General features: G+C 61.9%; 15 protein-coding genes. 5 read left to right on the top strand and 10 right to left on the bottom strand.

Annotated features, from left to right (window positions below; genetic code table 11):
* Positions 1–143: 143 nt before the first annotated feature.
* The 4 genes from H8B15_RS03235 to H8B15_RS03220 all read left to right on the top strand — a co-directional run bounded on the left by H8B15_RS03235 (position 144) and on the right by H8B15_RS03220 (position 3,609).
* A complete protein-coding gene (locus H8B15_RS03235; RefSeq protein ID WP_187318225.1) occupies positions 144–497 on the top strand; it encodes a spore germination protein GerW family protein in 354 nt (117 codons plus the stop codon).
* Positions 498–626: 129 nt separating this feature from the next.
* Positions 627–1,136: a Riean_0653 family protein gene (locus tag H8B15_RS03230; RefSeq protein WP_187318224.1), complete on the top strand. Its 510-nt coding sequence runs from the start codon at positions 627–629 to the stop codon at positions 1,134–1,136.
* 173 nt (positions 1,137–1,309) lie between these two features.
* Positions 1,310–2,905, top strand: a complete 1,596-nt coding sequence (locus tag H8B15_RS03225) for a MutS-related protein (protein WP_187318223.1) — start codon at positions 1,310–1,312, stop codon at positions 2,903–2,905.
* A 92-nt stretch (positions 2,906–2,997) separates the two neighbouring features.
* Positions 2,998–3,609 (top strand): hypothetical protein, encoded by a 612-nt coding sequence (locus tag H8B15_RS03220; protein WP_187318222.1) that lies wholly within the window; start codon positions 2,998–3,000, stop codon positions 3,607–3,609.
* Positions 3,610–4,354: 745 nt separating this feature from the next.
* On the opposite strand, the gene H8B15_RS03215 is transcribed toward H8B15_RS03220, so the two are convergent.
* From H8B15_RS03215 to H8B15_RS03175, 9 genes are all read right to left on the bottom strand, one after another.
* Positions 4,355–5,764 carry a T9SS type A sorting domain-containing protein gene (locus H8B15_RS03215; protein WP_187318221.1) on the bottom strand — a complete coding sequence of 470 codons (1,410 nt, stop codon included), beginning with the start codon at positions 5,762–5,764 and terminating at the stop codon, positions 4,355–4,357.
* A 12-nt stretch (positions 5,765–5,776) separates the two neighbouring features.
* On the bottom strand, positions 5,777–7,528 hold the full coding sequence (locus H8B15_RS03210) for an LVIVD repeat-containing protein (protein WP_187318220.1): 1,752 nt from the start codon (positions 7,526–7,528) through the stop codon (positions 5,777–5,779).
* A 42-nt stretch (positions 7,529–7,570) separates the two neighbouring features.
* Entirely contained in the window at positions 7,571–9,310 is a 1,740-nt protein-coding gene (locus tag H8B15_RS03205; RefSeq protein ID WP_187318219.1) for an LVIVD repeat-containing protein, read from the bottom strand.
* Between the two features lie 55 nt (positions 9,311–9,365).
* Positions 9,366–9,644 carry a hypothetical protein gene (locus tag H8B15_RS03200; RefSeq protein WP_187318218.1) on the bottom strand — a complete coding sequence of 93 codons (279 nt, stop codon included), beginning with the start codon at positions 9,642–9,644 and terminating at the stop codon, positions 9,366–9,368.
* Positions 9,619–11,217 (bottom strand): autotransporter outer membrane beta-barrel domain-containing protein, encoded by a 1,599-nt coding sequence (locus H8B15_RS03195; RefSeq protein ID WP_187318217.1) that lies wholly within the window; start codon positions 11,215–11,217, stop codon positions 9,619–9,621. Before H8B15_RS03195 ends, H8B15_RS03200 begins: the two co-directional genes overlap by 26 nt.
* Positions 11,218–11,282: 65 nt before the next feature.
* Positions 11,283–11,918: a response regulator gene (locus H8B15_RS03190; RefSeq protein ID WP_187318216.1), complete on the bottom strand. Its 636-nt coding sequence runs from the start codon at positions 11,916–11,918 to the stop codon at positions 11,283–11,285.
* Between the two features lie 171 nt (positions 11,919–12,089).
* Entirely contained in the window at positions 12,090–13,256 is a 1,167-nt protein-coding gene (locus H8B15_RS03185; RefSeq protein WP_187318215.1) for a hypothetical protein, read from the bottom strand.
* A 203-nt stretch (positions 13,257–13,459) separates the two neighbouring features.
* Positions 13,460–15,484, bottom strand: coding sequence for a tetratricopeptide repeat-containing sensor histidine kinase (locus tag H8B15_RS03180; protein ID WP_187318214.1), 2,025 nt, complete (start codon positions 15,482–15,484; stop codon positions 13,460–13,462).
* 410 nt (positions 15,485–15,894) lie between these two features.
* A complete protein-coding gene (locus H8B15_RS03175) occupies positions 15,895–16,920 on the bottom strand; it encodes an SDR family NAD(P)-dependent oxidoreductase (RefSeq protein ID WP_187318213.1) in 1,026 nt (341 codons plus the stop codon).
* Between the two features lie 196 nt (positions 16,921–17,116).
* Here H8B15_RS03175 and H8B15_RS03170 point away from each other — a divergent pair, with 196 nt between their 5' ends.
* Entirely contained in the window at positions 17,117–17,575 is a 459-nt protein-coding gene (locus H8B15_RS03170; RefSeq protein ID WP_187318212.1) for a hypothetical protein, read from the top strand.
* Between the two features lie 158 nt (positions 17,576–17,733).
* Here H8B15_RS03170 and H8B15_RS03165 read toward each other — a convergent pair whose 3' ends face one another.
* Positions 17,734–18,513 (bottom strand): sulfite exporter TauE/SafE family protein, encoded by a 780-nt coding sequence (locus tag H8B15_RS03165; RefSeq protein WP_187318211.1) that lies wholly within the window; start codon positions 18,511–18,513, stop codon positions 17,734–17,736.
* Positions 18,514–18,526: the final 13 nt, after the last annotated feature.

Here is an 18,526-nt window from a genome sequence, read left to right as displayed (position 1 = left end):
TGGCTTCTTTTGTTATTTTCGTCCAGTTGTCATGCTGAGCCTGTCGAAGCATCTCGCGTGCTGATGCTAGATAGTATCTTTCGTCAGCACGCGAGATGCTTCGACAGGCTCAGCATGACGTTCTTTTATCAAATGCTTTTCTCATGATTCCTTCCGATTCCCCTACCCTCACAGTAGCCCAACGTCTGGCAGAACAACTCAGCACCACGGCCACCGCCCGCACCGTATACGGTGACCCCGTAGAACGCAACGGCCTTACGGTGATTCCCGTGGCGCGGGTGTGCTACGGCTTTGGGGGCGGTGGTGGCGGCCGCCTGCCCGAAGCCGCTGGCTCCGGCGGTGGTGGGGGCGTGGTCGTCACGCCCGTTGGCTATATCGAGTTAAAAGAAGGCACCTCTCGCTTCCGGCCGATTCGTAGCTCTACGGCTTCTATTATTGCTGTAAGTGGGGTGGTAGCGTGGGCGCTGCTGCGGAGCCTGCCGAAGCTGTGGCGGTAGATGAGATGAACATATTATCTGCTTGTAAATACCATATCATTATATCAAGCAGTTAAAAAATCAGATAATATAATATTCCTTCCGCCACAGGCTTTTACTTTAGCATAAAACATTCTCTATTTTACACCTATGCGTTACCTTCTTCCTTGTCTTCTATTCTACCTAGCTGCATGCTCTAAGGCTAATCTGACACCAGCGCTACCGCCCGAAACCACTACCGGAACCAATACAGCCGGCTGCAAAGCAGATGATAAGATTTTGATTCCTCGTAGCAAGTGGCCGACGCAGGGACTACAATTTGGCTATACTTTTTTACACGCCAAGCAGGTTTCAAACCTATACTTTTCTTTTGTAGATGCGCAGGACAGTGAGTATCCCGCAGTAATTATTAATATTCGAAATATCCGTTTAGAACAGGGCCGTACGTACCATTTAGGTACATACCAAGGAGAGTCTCAGGCAACGTTTTTTCTTGGTAGCGACTATCAAACTCGGGATACAAATCCGGGCGAATTAACTATTACGCGCCTAGATAGTGCACAGCATATTATTGCAGGCAGATTTCAATTTACAGGCACACAAAGCGCTACTGGCCAACATATTCACGTCACGGATGGCCGATTCGACTTCCGCTATTAATAAGTACAATCATGAAATATGGCACTATCTATATCACTCTCGATGATCTTTATTTCCTAAGTAGTAATTGAGAATCTGATTTATTAAAGCAACAGCACTTAGCTACCTTTAGAACTACTTACAGCTACCAACTATTCCTATTACTTACGCCCTAGTAGCTATCCTATCCTCTTATGTGGACTTCTTCCCGCAAGCGCTTACAACGCCTAGAGGCAGCCTGGCAACAGCCGGCTGCGCATACTCCACGTATTCCCCTAGTGGCCCGCTACTACAACCATGTGCAGCACGAGCCCGCCTACCACCGCCTACCCGACCAAACCTGGGCCGACCTGAACGGCGACTCGCTCTTTACCTTGCTCAACGCCACTGTGAGCCCGGTAGGCGAGCAATGCCTCTACCACCGCCTGCGTAGCCCGCTCGGCGATGAAGCTGCTCTGCATGAGTTTGACGCCGCCGCGACCCTGCTGGCGCAGCAACCCGAACCCCGCGGCCAAGCCCTGCTCGCCCTCGACCAGCTGACGGCCCCAGAGGCGTACTACCTGGTCGATTTGCTGAGCGAGGAGCCCCTACCCGCGTTGCCCAACGTACGCTTCGCGGCGCTGCTCTCGCTAGGGCTGTTGGCCACGGTGTTCGGAGGCTTTTGGTTCCCCGTGCTTTGGTTGGTCACGCTTGCGTTTGGTTGCTTCAATGCGGTGTTTCACCTTCGGCATCGCACCCGGATTCAGCTTTATGTTCGGCCGCTGTTGCAACTGGGTCGCTTGCACCGGACAGGCCAGCAGTTGCACCGGACAGCCCTACCCCTACAGCCGCTGCAACTGCTGGCCGCGCCCCTGACCCTTTTGGGAGGTGTTTTGCGGCAAGCGGCTTTCTTTCAGGTAGAGGATAATATGGGGATACTGGAACTGCTCAAGATGCTGCTGCTGGTTGACCAGCTGTTATATGCCCGCTGCCGGGTGGCCGTACAGCGGCAGGCGCCCGCCATTCGGGCTGTCTTTGAGGCCGTGGGCTATGTAGATAGCGCCCTGGCGGTGGCCAGCTTCCGCCAGCGCCACGCTACCTGCGTACCGCACTTTGGGCCATCTACCGAGGGTGTCCAACTGCAAGGCGGCTACCACCCGCTGGTGCCGGGGTGCGTGCCCAACGACCTCACGTTGACCGAATTCGGCGTCCTGCTTACCGGTTCGAATATGGCGGGCAAAACTACCTTCATGCGCACGCTGGGCATAAACGCCTTACTGGCCCAAACAATAGCCACGTGCCCCGCCACCGCTTATCGCGCCCCTTTTTGCCGGGTACTCACCAGCCTCAACATGGCCGACAGCCTGTCCACGGGCAAAAGCTATTATTTGGTCGAGGCCGAAACCATGCGGCAGTTGCTGCTTGCCTGCGACGCGGCCCCCGGCAGTTATCTGCTGCTGCTGGATGAGCTGTTCAAAGGCACAAACACGCAGGAGCGCATCGCTGCCAACAAGGCGGTGCTAGAATACTTGCAGCCCCGCAGCTGGGTAGTGGCAGCCACCCACGATGGGGAGCTGGGCTCGCTCTTGCAGTCGTGCTTTATTGAATACCACTTTTGCGAAACCGTGACGGAGGAAGACTGGTATTTCGACTACCGCCTCAAGTCCGGTCCGCTCACCACGCGCAATGCCATTCGGTTGTTGGCGCGCCTGCACTACCCGGCGCAGGTGGTAGCGGCGGCGCAGGCGCTCAGCGCCTCCTTGGCTACGCGGGTGCAGCCGAATAGTACGCACCTGACCGTACGGGGGTAGACGTGATGAGCCTACTATCTACTCAGTAAGTACCTTCCTGGAGGAATTATGGCTTTCATTTCATAATACCCCATTGCACTTTCCGCATCTGCATGTTCTCCTACTGGATTCGTTTTGCTCTTTCACTTGGTTTGTTGCGTGCTGCCTTTCCAAGCCAGGCACAAGTAACGACTCCTCTACATACCTTCTTTCAGCAAAACTTTGACAGTACAATCGTCTACCAAAGCAGTTCCGTCTGGAACGAGTCAGCGAGCTACCTTATCCTGGCTATCCATCATAGTCGACTTGCTTTCTTCACTTATCGCAGCCCATACCGGAATATACTTGGCCATTATTTTCCTGGTCAGCTTGTACAGAAATTCAGTAAGGAAGAAGCGCGTTTTCGTGCTACCACGCCCGATACAAACCGCTACCTACTGCCCCAACCAATTGCATCTGATTCGCTTCGATATAGCTGGCAAAGCTTGAAGCCTGTTCTTTTGTGGTCGGTCCAAAGTGACGAGCAAGCAAGAAGAGTTTTGGGGAAGTGTGTCGTGGAGGATGGAGAGGACGTCACCTTATGGTTCATCGACAAGAAATCGATTCGGAGCGCCCGCTTTTACGCGCCCGTCTTTTTTGAAGCGTGTGCTGGCAAAGATGCCGGCCGACAGCAAGCTATTCGGGTCACCAACACGCTACAACGACTCCTTAGACAGGGGCGCTAATCAAATCTACTAAATCACTTGTGCTGCTCATCTTTCTACAAAGCACTGCAATGATAATAACCCGCTTTCACCAGTATTCGAAGCTACTTTATTCCTTGAAGTAGTAGAAATGCCTACTTCTCTTCTGCTTCCTGCGTCAGCATAATTATTCAGGCCAGGAGCGCGTGGGTTTCGCTGCCGCAGCGGCACACGCCGACGGGGCCGGGCAGATATAGTCCAATACGTCGACGGCGAGGCCGGCAAGGCGATGTGACAAATTATTAGATTACGCTAGCCCGATACTGCCAGAATCCTCTATTCATACTTACTATTTGTAGGCCGTACTCGTAGTGGTATCGCGTCGGGTCGGCTCGAACGGCGGAAAGCAGCCGTGTCTCTAATAACAGCCAGATTTTTAGAAGCTGCTTTCTTACTGGTGCGCGGTTGAGAAGATGTAGTCGTTTTGGTCTTTGGCTTCGGAGCTGTTTGAGCAGCGGCTGAAACCGAGATATAAAGCAGCGCAGCGCTAGCAAGGAGAATCGAGATGGTTTTCATGCGTTTGACCTGGTTTGTTGGTGGAATATACGGAAACTACTCAGGTCCTCAACATAACGGATTGAGGACCTGAGTAGTTTGCACTGCTCAACTTCTTGCGCTACCCTTCCCGTTTCTTCACTTCCTGCGTCACGGTTTAGACCGGCCCAGCACGGCAGCGGATGGATTGTGGAGGCTAAGCAAAGCCCATGAGAGAATAGCTACCGCCTACCTATTGCCTTATTAGGCGCAAAGCGTGCTGACCAGTTCGCACCATGTACACACCCGCGGCGCTACCAGCCGGCAGTCGTAGCTGGGCCGAGCCAGCTGCATCGGTGGTGCTCGTGTGCACCAGGCGGCCCATAGAATCGTACACGCTCACCGCTGCGCCGGGTAGCGCACCCGTTAGTGTGGTAGCTCCACTGGTTGGGTTTGGAAACAAAGCCAGCTCCAGCTGCCCACTGACAACTAGGGTGCGCACGGGCGAAAAGTGGGTGGTGCCATCGTGGTCTACCTGGCGCAGGCGGTAGTAGACCAGCGCCGCCCCGTAGCGAGCCAGCTCTGAGTCAAGTAGTTGGTACTCGTGGGGTAGGCTGCTGGTGCCGTGGCCCGACACCTGGCCAATACGCCGAAACGCGTACCCGTCCTCGCTCACTTCTACCTCAAATCGGTCGTTGTTCACCTCCGAGGCGGTGCTCCACCGCAACAGCGCCGCGGCACCGCGGCGCTCGGCCGTGAAGCGCACCAGCTCCACGGGTAGGGGCTGGTTGGAGCTGCTAAGGGTAAGCATACCCAGCTGCCCAACGCTGGCCGTAAACGAACGGGCACTGACGCTGACCGGCGCGCCCTGCGGCGCCCACGGGCCCGTGCCTTGCTCGGCACGCCAGAGCTGCGCCGTGGTCGGCAGCGTCAGTCCGTGGTCGTCGTCGGCCACCCAACTCACCTTCACGGTGGCCGGAGTAGCTGGGCCGAGCGGCTGGGTAGCTTCCACCTGCCACATCCGGTCGATGCCCTGGTTGGTACCGCTCTGCCCGTAGCTGACCCCACCTAGTTGCAGACCCGCCGTGCGCGTTACTGTCACAGTTCCTAGGTTTTGGCCGTTGGTAGTGAGCGTGAAGCCGTTGGTGAAGTCCACGGTGCCATTTACTGCCGTTCGCTTCACTTGCAGACGGCCCTGTACGTACCGGCCGTCGGCCTCGCCCTCCACGCGGGCGCCGTTGGGGATCAGCAGGGTGGCACTACCCTGGGTACGCAGCAAGCCCTGCGTGAGCGTGAGTTGGGTGCCGATGGTGAGGTCGGCCGGTAGCAGCAGGCGGTTATTGCCAGCGCCACCGGTGTTGGCCACCGTCAGCTTTTCTACGGTAGCGGAGCCGGGCGAGAAGGTCTGATTCTGGCTACCGCTGAACAACAGCAGGCCCGGCGAAGTCAGCGTGCCGGCGTTGAGTAGGTCGCCCGTGAGCTGCACGGTGCCGGCGTTGGTGAGGGTAGCCCCGCTGGCCTGCTGCACGCCGCCCACCACGTAGAGCGTGGCGCCGCTTTGCACGGTCAGGCTGCTGCCGGCGGTGGTCGTAAGGGTTTGGGCGGCGGCGGTGCCTGCCGTGAGTCCTAGCAGCAGACCCGCCATTGAAATGAATTGTTGCATAGCGATGACGGGTTAGGGTAGGTACACGGTAAAGCTGAAGCCCCGCTCGGCCGCCTGGCCGTTGGCGTTGGTTGTCGTCACGTCGATACTACCCGACTCGGTGGCCGTGTAGGTGGCAAAGCCGGGGTTGGTACCGTAGAGCGTGAGGTTGACCACGGCGGCGCTGAGGGTAGTAGAACCCAGGCCGCTGGCGGGGGTGAAACGGATGCGGTAGGTGTTGCTGCCGGGCGTGTGGTTCACAGAATAGTTGTCGGTAGAGCCGTAGGCGTTGCCCGCACTGCCGATGGAGCCGTAGGCCTGCACCAGCATGTTGTGGTTGCCGGTGGCGGGCGTGAGCACGGCAAAAGTTTGCACGTTGGTGCTGGCTAGCACCGTACCGGCCTGGACGGCGTCGGTGGCCGTTAGGTTGGTGGCGCGGGTGGCGCCGTTCACGTCGAGGGTAGCAGCGGGCGTGGTGGTGCCAATGCCCACCTGGCCGCTGCTGCTGATGCTCAGGCCGCTGCCGCCGCCGTTGCCGACGAGCTGGTAGCTGGCCAGGTTCAGGTTTTGCACGGCCGTGTGGTTGCCCAGATTGTCAGAGATGGTGGGCAGTACCGCCGACTGGGTGCTGATGTTACCGTTGGGGTCGAAGGCCAGCACCGAGGGCGCCCCTACCTGAACCGCGTAGATGGCATACCCGCTGCTCGATTGGCTGAAAAGGTAAGCGTAGCGGCCGATAATGTCTATGCCATACACGCGGGCGGGCGTAGGTATCGTGACAATATCCTGAGGGGAAGCCGGGCTGTTGCTTACGTCGAGTATGTGGAGCTGCTGCGCGTCGACATTTATCTGGTAGAGTGTTCCGCCCAAGATGCTCATTTTCAGCAGCAGGCGCGGGCTCGTGCTGCTCGAGGAGCCGGTGGTGCGCAGCGTCGTAGGAACACCCGGCGCGGCCATTTGGTATAGTGAATAGGGGTACCCCCCGATGTGGGCGTACAGCGTATTGGTGCGCTCGTCGGCGGCCAGGTGTACGGGGCGGATTTCCCCCCGGCTATTGGGCACGTCCAGCATGTTCAGCAGCGCAGGATTAGCCGGGTCGGTCAGGTCATAGGTCAGCAGCTTAACAGTCGGGCTAAGACCGGGGAAGTTACCCACGTAATACAGGTAGTTGCCGGACACCGTCATGTCCATGTACGCCGTTGCGGAGGCCCCGGCCGGCCGGTTGACGATGGTGCGCCGGAAGGTAAAAGTGGTGGGCGTGGTAAGCTGGTACACGTCCATCATATCGGTGCCGTTGACGACGTAGGCGTAGCCGTTGGCCACGGCTAGCCGTATCCCCCCCGCATTGGGGCGCAAGGCCGTCGGCTGGGCCGCCAGCGTGGGTTGGGTGGGCGTCGCCATGTCGTACACGCGCACCTCGTTATCGCCCAGTATGTATAAGTAGCGGCCGTCGGTTGCCTCATCGGCATAGAACGTGTTGTTGCCCAGAGGTATCGGGGACAGCACAGGCGAGGGCAGCAGCTGCGAGCTGGCCCCCAGGCCCGACAGCGTGCCCAGCCGCTCGCCCGCCGTGAGTGTGCCATCGGGCAGCACCGAGAGCAGGCGACCGTTGCTGCCAGGGTTGCTCAGGCTCCGCACGCGCAGGTTGCCGTTCACGTCGAGGGTTTGGGTTGGGGCGTTGGTGCCGATGCCAATGTGCTGGGCCAGGGCCACGGTGCCGCTCAGCAGCAAGCTCACTAGCAACAGCCCCATTCGCCACCATAAGAGGGTAGAAGGTGTAGTCATATCAGAAAAAAGCGTGGGTAGAAAGAAAAGGTCGGGCTGGGATTAAGGTAGAAACACGCTGAAAGTGAAGTCCCGGTCGGTCAGCGTCCCGTTGGGGTTGCGGGTGTACACGTCGATGTAGGGATTGGTAGTGGAGGCGGTGAACGTAACGAACCCCGGGGTGCCCACCAGCGCGGCCAAAAAGGCGGCCGCCTGCAGATTGCCCGTTGCCAGCGGGCCGGCCGTGAACGTGAGGCGGTAGGTGCCCGTGCCGGTGCGCGCCACCGAGTAATTGTCGCTGCCGCTGCTCGCCGTGTTGTTCCCGCTGACGATTACCTGGCCGGTGGCCGCCGCCAGGCACGGGTGCGCGCCGGTAACGGGGGCCAGCAGGCTGGGCGTGCTTAGGCTGGTACTGGCTGTGAGCGTCGGTGTGGCGAGGGTGCCCGTCACCGCCATATTGGTGGTGCGCAACGCCCCGCCCACGTCGAGGCGGAAGCTGTTGCTGGGGGCCGTCAGCACGCCTACCCGCCCGCTCGCGTCGAGGCGCAGGCCCTGGCTACCGCCGTTCCCCACGAGCTGGAAGCCCGCCAGGTTCAGGTTTTGGGTGGCGCGGTGGTTGCCCAGGTTGTCGGTGGGTGGCAGCACCGGCGCCACGCTGGCCACGTTACCGGCCGCGTCGAGGCCCACCAGGGCCGGGGCCGCCACCCGCACCGCCACCAGCTCGTAGCTGCTGGCATCGGCCGTGAGCAGGTAGGCATATTCGCCGGCCACAGCCAGGCCGCGCACCTTCTTGGGCAGGCGCACCGCGCCCAGCGCCGCGGGCTGCGAGGGGTCGGCCGGGCTGGCTTCGTCGTACACGTCGAGGGTGGGCGGGGTGGTGGCGTTGTTGACCCCGTACAGGATGCCGCCCACCACCGCTACCCCTCCCTCAAAGGTGGGTAGGCGCGGCGCCGTAGCCGGAGCCGTGGCAATCAGCACAGGGGTAGGCGCTGTCGGCGTGGCCAGGGCGTACACCTGCAAGGAGCCGGCATCGGGGACCACCAGCAAACGGCCGCGGCTTTCGTCGGTCGCCAGCTGCACCCGGCCGGTCAGGCCCAGCGGCAGCGTGGCGGCGGCCACAGGCTGCAAGGGGTTGGTCAGGTCGAAGACGCGCACTACTGCGGCGGTGCCGTAGCTGGAGCCGCTGAAGCTGGCCGCCACGTAGAGGTAGCCGCCGGCCAGTACGGCATCGTAGATGGTGGTGCTCGTGGTGCCGGGCGGAGTCAGCGGCACGGAACGTTGGCGGGAGAGTGACAGGGGGGAGCTGCTGGAAAGGCTGAATATTTCCAGCTCCGTTGAATTAACCGCGTACACGGCGCTGCCGCTGACGGCCAGCGCCCCTATGGTGCCGGACGCCGTGGTGTTGGTTAAGAAAGCGGGTACGGTGGGAACGGCCTGCACGTCGTAGGCGCGGAACTGGTTGCCGCCGGCCACGAACAGGTAGCGCCCGGCTGCTGCTACCTGCGTGTAGGCCGTGCCGCTGACGGGTCCTACCGTAACGGGGGAGGTACTGGCCACCTGGGTATACAGCCCCAGGCCCGCCGTGGCCGACAGCGGCTGGCTCAGGCCCAGGGTACCATCAGGCTGGGCCACCAGTAGCTGGTTGCCGCCGGGCGGCTTGAGCGGGCGCACACGCAGGTTGCCATTCACGTCGAGCGTCTGGGTTGGGTTGAGGGTACCGATGCCCACCCGCTCCTGCTGGGCCCGCGCCGGCCGGTAGCCCAGCAGCAGGAAGGCCAGGGGTATCAGAAATGCCTTTTTCATAAAGGGTAGCGTGCTAATAAGGAGGGTAGGCGATGAGACGTAGAATACAGGCGAATCAGCGGGCGGCGGGGGCTGGCGCAGACGGCGGGGCTTCGCCCAGGAGCCGGGCCAGTTGGGCTTGCAGCGTGAGCACGGCGGCGCGGTCGGCGGCGGCCTCCAGGGTCCGCAGGCGCTGCTCGAAGGCGGTTGTGCTGGTATCGGTGCGCTGCTGCTGCAGGCGTAGCTGCGCCTGTAGCACCTCGTTTTGGGCCGCCAGCTCCCGAATTGCCTCCAGCAGCACAGGCGTGAGCTGGGCGTAGTTGACGGCCTTATAACCCTGCGCATCTGTGCTCACCAGCTCCGGATAGACCTGCTCCACCTCTTGTGCCAGCAAGCCTACCTGTTCGGCCCCGGCTACCCCGCCGTGGGCCACGCCCAGCGCGTTCCAGCGTTAGCGCAGCCAGGGCCCCGGTTAGCGGCCGCACCTGCTGCTTGAAACGCACATCAGAAGGCGACACGTTGTTGCCGCGAATGGTGCCGGCCACATCCAGCATGTAGGCCGGGCTGCTCGTACCGATGCCCACGTTACCATCAGCACGCACGCGCAGCAGCGTCGTACCCGTGGCGTTCTGCGTGCTTCCCCGGCTCACGTCCAGGACTGCGGTACCGGCCGAGGCCGAGGCCACCTTCACGGCCAGCGCCCCACCACCGGCCCCACTCGTGTTGCCGTTGTAGAAGGCGGCCGTGTAGCCCTGCTCGGGACTGCTCCACGTCAGTGAGGGGCTGCTCACGCCGAAGCCGTCGCTGCCCACCACGTTGTCGGCCGTGTTGCTGAGCTGCGAATACGGCGCCGTAGTGCCGATGCCCACGCGCACGGCGTTGCGGCCCGTGCCACCCAGCACCAGCGAGTTGCTCTGGCTGACCTGGGCTTGGTTGCCGATAGCCCCGGCGTTGGTCAGGTCGCCTGTGGTAGGGCCGGCCAGGTAGCCGAAGGCCCAGTTATTACTGCCCGTTGTGTTGTAGAAGCCGCTCCGGTAGCCGCTGAACTCGTTGAAGTTACCAGTCGTATTGCTGTAGCCGCTCAGGTAGCCGCCGAACCGATTATAGCTACCGTTGTTGTTGTAGCCGCTCTGGTAACCGCTAAACTGATTATAGCTTCCGGTCGTGTTGTTGTAGCCACTCTGGTAGCCAGTAAATATGTTATTGCTGCCCGCCCTATTAAAAACACCGCTCTCGTAGCCGCTGAATTGATTTAGTTCGCCCGTCGTGTTATAAAAGCCGCTGCCATAGCCGCTGAACTGATTATAGCTGCCGGTCGTGTTATAATAGCCGCTCTGGTAGCCAATAAACTGGTTGTAATTGCCGGCAGTGCTAGCCTGCCCGGCCTGGTAGCCAATAAACTGGTTGTAGTAGCCGGTCGTGTTAGCCTGCCCGGCCTGGTAGCCCAGGTACAGATTCTCGCCTGGCGTGTGTTGGCCTACATTCAGGCCTCCATCAGCGCGTACGCCTACCCCCCGCACGCCGGCCGGCAGCTCGGCCCCATTGCCTACCAGCGCATTGCCTTGCAGGTTCACGGTGGTGGCTACCCCGTTGCCCAGGTTGTCGCCGCCGCTGCTGCGTGTCTGGTCGGGCAGGTAGCGCCAGCCCGCGGCACTGCCGGCGTAGTAGTAAAAGCCTACCCGCGGGCTGGTCTGAAACACGAGCAGACCCGTGGCCGGGGCCGCGATGCGCACGCGCTGCGCCGAGTCCAGGCGCGGGATGAGCAGGCCCTTGTTCGGGGCCGACAAGTCGAGCACGGCCGAGGCGTCCGGAGTGGCAGTGCCGATGCCCACGCTACCACCCGTTTGCGCCAGGGTAGGGCCAGCCAGCACGCTCAGCAGCACAAGCAACAGCAGCCGGCAAGGGGCAGGGAGGAGAAGTGCTTTCATGTTTACAAAGCACGCGTCCTACTTTATATGGCGAAAGTACATCTTGATGTACCTGCCGGGCGGGTTTAACCGCGGCGCACGTTGCGGGCCAGCAGCTCGCCTTTGCTGTTGATGTGCAGCTTGGCGTACACGCTTTTGATGTGGCGGCGTACGGTGTTGAGGCTGATGCCGAGCTGGTCGGCAATCAGCTTGTAGCTCAGGCCCTGCTCGATGGCGCGCACCACTTGCAGCTCGCGGGCTGAAAGCACCTGCGTGGGGTCGGGGGCAGGCTGGAAGTACTTGACCACCTCGCGGGCCACGGCCGGGCTCATGCTGCTGCCGCCCTCGGCCACGGCCAGCAGTCCCGCCTTGAGGTCGGGCAGCGGGGTGGTTTTCAGAAAGAAGCCCACCGCCCCGGCACACAGCCCCTGAAACACGCGGGCCGGGTCGCCCATGGTGGCCGTGAGGAGTACTACCTCGGTGTGGGGTAGGCGCTGCTTGATCAGGGCCACGCCCTCGATGCCCGAGCGGCCGGGTAGGCCAATATCGGAGAGCACCAGCCGGGGCGGCGTAGCCTCCTGCCCGACTTTTTCCAGAAACTCTTCCACCGAGCCCACCACCAGCGTGCAGCTGAACTCGGGCTGGGCGCAGAGGTAAGTTTCCAGCCCCCGGCGCACGGCGGGTAGGTCTTCGATGATGGCCAGGGTCAACAACATAGACATAAAGAACGGTAGAAATATCAGGGTTGAAATACCAAAAAATGAAGTCCCGGTTGGTGAACGTGCCGCCTGCATTGTAGGTGCGCATCAGCAACTTTCCAGTGCTGCTACCACCCGCGAAGCTAACGAAGCCCGGCCCGTTGTAAAGCGTCAGCGACCCGGCCCGGCCGGGGCTTACTCGGCCTGGGTAATGGTGTAGTGTATCCGTACGCTGCCCACGCTCAGGTTGGCGCTGTTGGTAGGAAAGCGTACTAGCAGGAAGTAGCTATACATAGTGTTGTCGACTACCCCTCTCACCGGTAGGTTGATGGTTTGGTAATTGGCGTTGTCCACCGACGATAAGGCCCCTAGCGTAATCTGGGTGCTGGCCGTGAAGTCGGCCGCTTGCAGGGACACGGTCAGCTGGCTGCTGGCATTGGTATCCCGCAAAAACACGTCGTAGCTGGTGATGGAAGCGCCTTGAGGAAGATGCACCGGGGCCTCGAACACGCCTTCCCCACTGCTCAGGTAGAACGTACGCAAGACGCCGTCCTGCCGCGCTGCCCCGCCGCTCTGCGCTGTAAAGTCGGCCCGGCTCAGGTGCAGGACGTAGGCTTTGGGAGCGGCGTAGGCGAAGGCGCTGGTGGCAGGCACCGTTACGCTACCCTGGGTGCTGAGCGGGCCAGCGGTTCTGGCGCTGCCATCGGCGTTCAGGGTCAGGGCATCCGTGAGCGTGCCGGCATGAGTGGTGCGCAGGGTCAGGCCCAGGTTGGTGCTGGGCGTGGGACTAGGCACGCGGGCCTGCACATAGGCCACCGGATCGGCGCTGCTGTACGGGGCCAGGTACAGGTGGCCGGGCAGGTACACGCTCTGGAGTCTGCTATTGGCGGGGTCCCGCACCAAATACGTGTCGCCGGCGCTGGCCACGTCTAACGGCCCGCGCGGGGCAGTGCCACCCGTACCGATGCCCACGTGGCCGATGCTGCTGACGGCCAGGCCCGCTGTGCCGCCGTTGCCCACCAGCTGGTGGGCGCCCAGGTTCAGGTTACGGGTGGCGGTGTGACTGCCTAGGTTGTCGCCGCCACGGGCCTTATCAGCCAGAAACAGCCAGCCGGCCGCGCCGCCGTAGTAATAGAAGCCCAGGCGTGGCGCAGTCTGGAACACGAGCAGGCCCGTGGCCGGATTGGCAATGCCCACGCGTGCGGCCGAATCCAGCCGGGGCACGAGCAGCCCCTTGTTCGCCGCCGACAGCTCCAGCACGGCCGAGCCATCAGGCGCACTCGTGCCAATACCCACGCCGCCGGTTTGGGCCGTAGCGGCCAGCGGAGCCAACAGCGCGCAGAGCAGGTAGGTGTGTTTCATGTCTGCAAAGCACGGCCCTACCCCCATACGGCGGTAGTACATCTTGATGTACCAGTGGTGAAGGGGTAGGAGGTTGGGAGTCTGGAAGTTGCTACTAGTTGAAGTTTGTACCCCCTGAGCCCCTACCTCCCTACCCTCTCCAACCTCGGGGCAGGGCGCAGGCAGGTCAGGAATGTTGACCCAAAACCTCCTACCCTCCTACCCTATCCCACCGGCACGCGCACCTGCACGCCCCAGCCCGGGTGGCCCGGCACGGCGCTGTAGCCCGCGTTGCAACTACCGCCTACCGCCTCGGCCCGGGCAGCCATGTTGCGCAGCCCGTGGCCGCTGGCCCGCGGCGCCCGAACCGGGGCGGGGGCATCGTCGGCCACCGTTAGCACCAGCTCGGCTTCCGCGGCAGCCAGCGTCACGCTCACCTGCTGGGCAGCCGGGGCGTGCTTGGCTACATTGTGCAGGGCTTCTTTGAAAATCAGATACAGGGCGCGGCGCGTTTCCATGGGTAGCTGCGGCGGCAGCTGGGCCGCGTCGGCTGTGAAGAGCAGGGTCCGTTCGCCACTGCCTAGTAGCTCGTAGGCGTAGTCGCGCATGCGGTCGAGCAGGCTGCTGGTCGTGTCGTTGTGGGCATCGTAGCCCCACACCACGTCTTGCAGCTGAGCAGCAGCGGCGCGGCTGGCCGTAGCCACTTCTTGCAGCTGCACCTGCTGCTCGGCGGGCGAGTAGAGGCCGGCTCCCAGTAGGTTGGTTTGCATTGAAATCTGCGTCAGCAAGCCCCCTACTTCATCGTGCAAATCGGCCGAGAGCCGGGTGCGCAAGGCCAGCTCCTGGCGCAACTGGCGGCGGCGGTAGGCACTCAGCAGCAGCCCCGCGCCTGCCAGTAGCAGCACTGCCCCCAGCACCAACACCAACAGCAGCCGCTGCTGGCGCAGGCGCAGCAGTTCGCCCTCGTGGCGCAGTGCCCCTACCTGGGCCTCAGCCTCGTCGGTTTCGTACGCGGCCCGCATCAGCTCCGTGAGTTGCTGATTGTCGCGGGCCCGTACGGAGTCTAGCACGGCTTGCTGGCGCACCAGGGCGGCGTAGGCGGCCGGGTAGTCGTGGCGGGCCAGGGCGGCGCGGCGGCGCACCTCCCAGCCCTCAGCCCGCAGGGGCAGCGTGGTACCAGAGGCCACTTCGGCTTGCCGAGCCGCCTGCTCGGCGGCCGGCCACTGGCCCCGCCGCCCCCTAAATTCGGCCAGCGCCATCAGGGCCGGGGCCAGCGTACCCGCCGCCCCACGAGCCTGCTGGGCCGCCACGGCCCGCGTTAGATAGTACTGGGCCGAGTCGAGCTGGCCACGCTGCTCATAAGCCTTGCCCAACAGCAGCCAGGCAGCGGGAAGGTAGTTGGCTAAGTGGCTGCGCCGGGCCAGCCGCTCTGAGCGCCGGAAGCAGGCCAGCGCTGCTGCCAGGCTATCGGGCTGGGCCAGCAGCGCCTCGCCCAAGAACTGCCAGGAGGAGGCCAGCCCCATCGTGTCGAGGTCGGCCGCTTCCAGGGCCATGCCCCGGCGCAGGTAGCGGGCCGACTCGCGCCAGCGGCCCTGCCGCAGGTATACCCGCCCCAGATTACCGAGTGTGGCGGCCGCGGGACCAGTACCCGCCGGCAACCCCTCGGCCCGCCGCAACGAACGGAAAAAGCAGGCTGCCGCCGAATCGAGCTGGCTTTGCCGGGCGTAAATCAGGCCCGTGGAGTTTAGCAGCTGTGCCTGCAACTCGCTGTTGGTGGGGTCCAGGCGGCCAGCTTCGCCGTATAGCACCAGGGCCCGGCCGGGCTGGCCCAGGTCGCCCAGGGCCATGCCCAAGTGGTAGCGGGTCTCGGCCTGCAGCCGGGCTGAGGCACCAATAAGCTGTTGCCCAGCGCGTTGCAACAGCGGCAGTGCCAGCGCCGGCCGACCGGCCTGGCGGTAATAGTCGCCCTGCAGGTCCAGGGCCAGCCCGGCAACGTGGGGCTGCCGGGCCCGGCGCGCAGCGCGCTCAGCAGCGCGTGCGTACCCTACCACGCCGGCCGAGTCGAACGGTGCCAAATAGGCCTGCGCTACCCGCAGCAAGGCCGCAGCCGTGGGAGGACTGGTGGCAGATACTACGGCACGTAAACTATCCGGAACCGGGGGAAGCGGCACGGTTTGACCAGCACCCGCAAGGGGGTATACCAGCAACAGTATGATCCAGAATAAATTAAATGGATACCGTTGCGCCATGCAGGCAAAGAAACAAAACAACCGCGCTTTTTGCCTATGTCAGTAGGAAAATACATGCGCGACATATTGCCACTCAGCAAAGCACCTACAGGCGCCAACACGCGGCCTGCTGGCAGCCCAATTATTCATCTCTGCAACAGCTTATTGTCTATTTTTTGAAGCAGATACAGAATAGACTTGTTCCTGAAGAATAAGAATTGAAAAGAACGTCTGTCCTGCTTCATCTGGCGTCCGTTTGTCGAAGCAGGACGTTCTTTTTCGTGCGGATTTTAATCGAAGAACAAGTCTAATGCCCTTGTCTTTGTGTAGGTCAGTGCAGTAAAAACGCTGAAACGAGGCTCCAACACGGCTTATGCAAAACCGTATTGGAGCCTCGTTTCACAAAAAGACGGCTTGTTAGCAACAAGGCCCTACACCTCATTATTCTCCTCCTCCGCTTCTTGCGTCAGGGTGGTTATCCAGGAGCGCGTGATATCCGATTCCAGTTCGCTACCGCGGCGGCGCACGTCGCCCAGGTCGCCGGCGGGGTCGGGTAGGGTTTGGTTGACCCAGCCCAGCACGTCGGCGGCGAGGCCGGGGAACAGGCCATGGAAGGTAGCCAGCAGCTTAGCAGGCAGACCCAAGATCAACTCGGCGTCGCCGCGGCGGCAGGCGTTCCAGATCTGGCGGGCCGCCGTTTCGGCGTTCATGGAAATGGCGGGTAAGGAGTCGGCAATCATAAACCAGGCGTACTCCTTGCGGTGCTGACCCTTCACGATGGCATTGCGCGGGCTACCCGTGCGCATCAGGCCAGGGCACACGGTAGTTACCTTGATGCCGTGCTGGCTCAGCTCGCTCCGGAAGCCTTCGGAAAGCCCGACCAATGCAAATTTGCTGGCGCTGTAGGGTATCAGATGCGGCACGGCCACTTTGCCACCCAGCGAGGCAATGTTCACGATGCGGCCCTCGCCGCGGCGGCGCATATCGGGCAATACGGCCTGCATGGCGTGCAGGGGTGCCCAAAAGTGCGTGTTCATCGAGTCCTGAAAGTCGCGCTCGTCCAGGTTGTCGAGCGGACCGGTGGAGATGATGCCGGCGTTGTTGATGAGTACATCGATGGGGCCGAGGTGGCCCTGCACTTCCGTCACGAGCGTACGCACGGCTACGGGGTCGGTGAGGTCGCGCACCAGGGCTACCACCTCGCCGCCCTCGGCGGTCAGCTCGCGTTGGGCGCGTTCCAGCTCGTCGGCGTCGCGGGCGCAGATGGCTACTTTAGCGCCTTCGGCCACTGCCTGGCGGGCCAGCAGCAGGCCCAGCCCGCGCGAGCCGCCCGTGATGAGCACTACCCGGTTGCGCAGCTCGTAGCTGCCCCGGCGGTTGGTGTAGAGGGTAGCGGCGGCCAGCGCGGCACCGGCGCCAAGGGCAGTCAGCCAGTTGTTTCGGGTTTCTCGCTTCATAATAGAAAGCTGTATGCGAAGTGCGCCGAAAAGGTTGCGCCCGGCGCGTACAGAATCTGCGGTGCCGGGCATCAAAACAGCTCGGGGCGCGTTAGGCATAGCCGATTAGTCTGGCACTATCTTTAGAGGAAGTAGCACAGCCGGCGTGCTTACGCCCAGCCTACCTTTCGCTTTCTGCCGTAGTTTTACATCCGATATGAAATCAAGTTCCCTGCTTTTATCAGCCTTTTTACTGGCCGCGCCGGCTACCCTGCTGGCGCAGAATACCAAGCCCCTACCTAGCCGAACCGCCACGCCGGCTGCCGCTGCTGCCACGCCGGCCCTCAACGAAACCCAGCTCACGGAGCGCGCCACTACCCTCACCGCCAATATGCAAAAAGGCCTGGGCCTGAATCCGCAGCAGGTGGAGAAAGTGCAGAAAATCAACCTAACCAGCATGCGGGCCGTGGAAACCGCCCGCGCCCAGTACCGCCGCGACCTGCGCAAGATGGCTGGCATCGTGGAAGATGTGAGCCAGTCGCGCCTGGCCGCGCTGAAGGAGGTGTTATCGCCTACTCAGTTTGACCGCTACCAGCGTAAGCGCGAGGAGAAAATGGGTGTGCCCAGCGGCAGCGCCGCTCAGGGCAACCCAGCTCCGGGGTATGGGAGTGAGTAGTGAAATGGTGAGATGGTGAGTTGAAAAAGCGTCTGTCATTCTGAGCTTGCGAAGGACCTTCTCACGCGAGAACGACCACCGTAACAACGACTTGTTCTGCGGGCATAAGGTCCTTCGCAAGCTCAGAATGACAGATGCTTTTTCAACTCACCATTTCACTATCTCACCATTTCCCCAAACATCTCCCAAGCCAGCTTCAGAATAACGCCGCTGACGACTACCAGAAACAGCACGCGCACGAAGCCTACCCCTTTTTTCAGGGCGAGGCGGGAGCCCAGGGTGGCGCCCAGCATGTTGCAGGCGGCCATGGGGAGGGCCACGCGGTAGATGATTTGGCCGGTGATGGCGAAGTAGGCGAGGCTGGTGAAGTTGGTGGCGGCATTCACCATTTTGGCCGAGCCGGAGGCCGTGAGGAAATCGTAGCCAAACAGGCCTACAAATGCAAATAGCAGCATACTGCCCATGCCAGGACCAAAAAAGCCGTCGTAGAAGCCCAACCCTACCCCTATCAGCACGCCGTAGAGCAGCTCGCGCCGGGCAGACAGGCGCGGGGCGTGCAGCTGCCCAAAATCCTTGCGCCAGAAGGTATACACGGCAATAACCACCAGCAGCCCCAGCACCAACGGCCGCACCAAATCTTGCGGTAAGTGGCTCACGGCGCGTGCGCCCAGCAGCGCAAATACGCCCGCTGTGCCCGCCGCCAGTCCCACCACCCGCCACCGAATGGGCACCTGCCCGGCGTAGCGGCGCAGGGCAATCAGCGTACCCATCATCGACGATACTTTGCCCGTGCCCAGCACCGTAGGCACCGGCACACCGGGTAGCAGCAGGAGCATAGCAGGCGTCTGAATCAGGCCGCCGCCGCCCACAATGGAATCGATGAAACCGGCCAGAAAGGCAAACCCGCACAATAGGGCAATGGTACTCGTGGCAATCATGCGGGCGAAGATA

It is taken from the genome of Hymenobacter citatus (genome assembly GCF_014333615.1).
Classification (GTDB): domain Bacteria; phylum Bacteroidota; class Bacteroidia; order Cytophagales; family Hymenobacteraceae; genus Hymenobacter; species Hymenobacter citatus.
This window is presented reverse-complemented; position numbering and strand designations above follow the sequence as displayed.

Excerpts from the sequence above, each read along its gene's own strand:
- H8B15_RS03225 (WP_187318223.1), top strand. The coding sequence starts at position 1,310 with ATGTGGACTTCTTCCCGCAAGCGCTTACAACGCCTAGAGGCAGCCTGG.
- H8B15_RS03235 (WP_187318225.1), top strand. The coding sequence starts at position 144 with ATGATTCCTTCCGATTCCCCTACCCTCACAGTAGCCCAACGTCTGGCA.
- H8B15_RS03175 (WP_187318213.1), bottom strand. The coding sequence starts at position 16,920 with ATGAAGCGAGAAACCCGAAACAACTGGCTGACTGCCCTTGGCGCCGGT.
- H8B15_RS03230 (WP_187318224.1), top strand. The coding sequence starts at position 627 with ATGCGTTACCTTCTTCCTTGTCTTCTATTCTACCTAGCTGCATGCTCT.
- H8B15_RS03195 (WP_187318217.1), bottom strand. The coding sequence starts at position 11,217 with ATGAAAGCACTTCTCCTCCCTGCCCCTTGCCGGCTGCTGTTGCTTGTG.
- H8B15_RS03190 (WP_187318216.1), bottom strand. The coding sequence starts at position 11,918 with ATGTCTATGTTGTTGACCCTGGCCATCATCGAAGACCTACCCGCCGTG.
- H8B15_RS03170 (WP_187318212.1), top strand. The coding sequence starts at position 17,117 with ATGAAATCAAGTTCCCTGCTTTTATCAGCCTTTTTACTGGCCGCGCCG.
- H8B15_RS03165 (WP_187318211.1), bottom strand. The coding sequence starts at position 18,513 with ATGATTGCCACGAGTACCATTGCCCTATTGTGCGGGTTTGCCTTTCTG.
- H8B15_RS03220 (WP_187318222.1), top strand. The coding sequence starts at position 2,998 with ATGTTCTCCTACTGGATTCGTTTTGCTCTTTCACTTGGTTTGTTGCGT.
- H8B15_RS03185 (WP_187318215.1), bottom strand. The coding sequence starts at position 13,256 with ATGAAACACACCTACCTGCTCTGCGCGCTGTTGGCTCCGCTGGCCGCT.
- H8B15_RS03180 (WP_187318214.1), bottom strand. The coding sequence starts at position 15,484 with ATGGCGCAACGGTATCCATTTAATTTATTCTGGATCATACTGTTGCTG.
- H8B15_RS03215 (WP_187318221.1), bottom strand. The coding sequence starts at position 5,764 with ATGCAACAATTCATTTCAATGGCGGGTCTGCTGCTAGGACTCACGGCA.
- H8B15_RS03210 (WP_187318220.1), bottom strand. The coding sequence starts at position 7,528 with ATGACTACACCTTCTACCCTCTTATGGTGGCGAATGGGGCTGTTGCTA.
- H8B15_RS03205 (WP_187318219.1), bottom strand. The coding sequence starts at position 9,310 with ATGAAAAAGGCATTTCTGATACCCCTGGCCTTCCTGCTGCTGGGCTAC.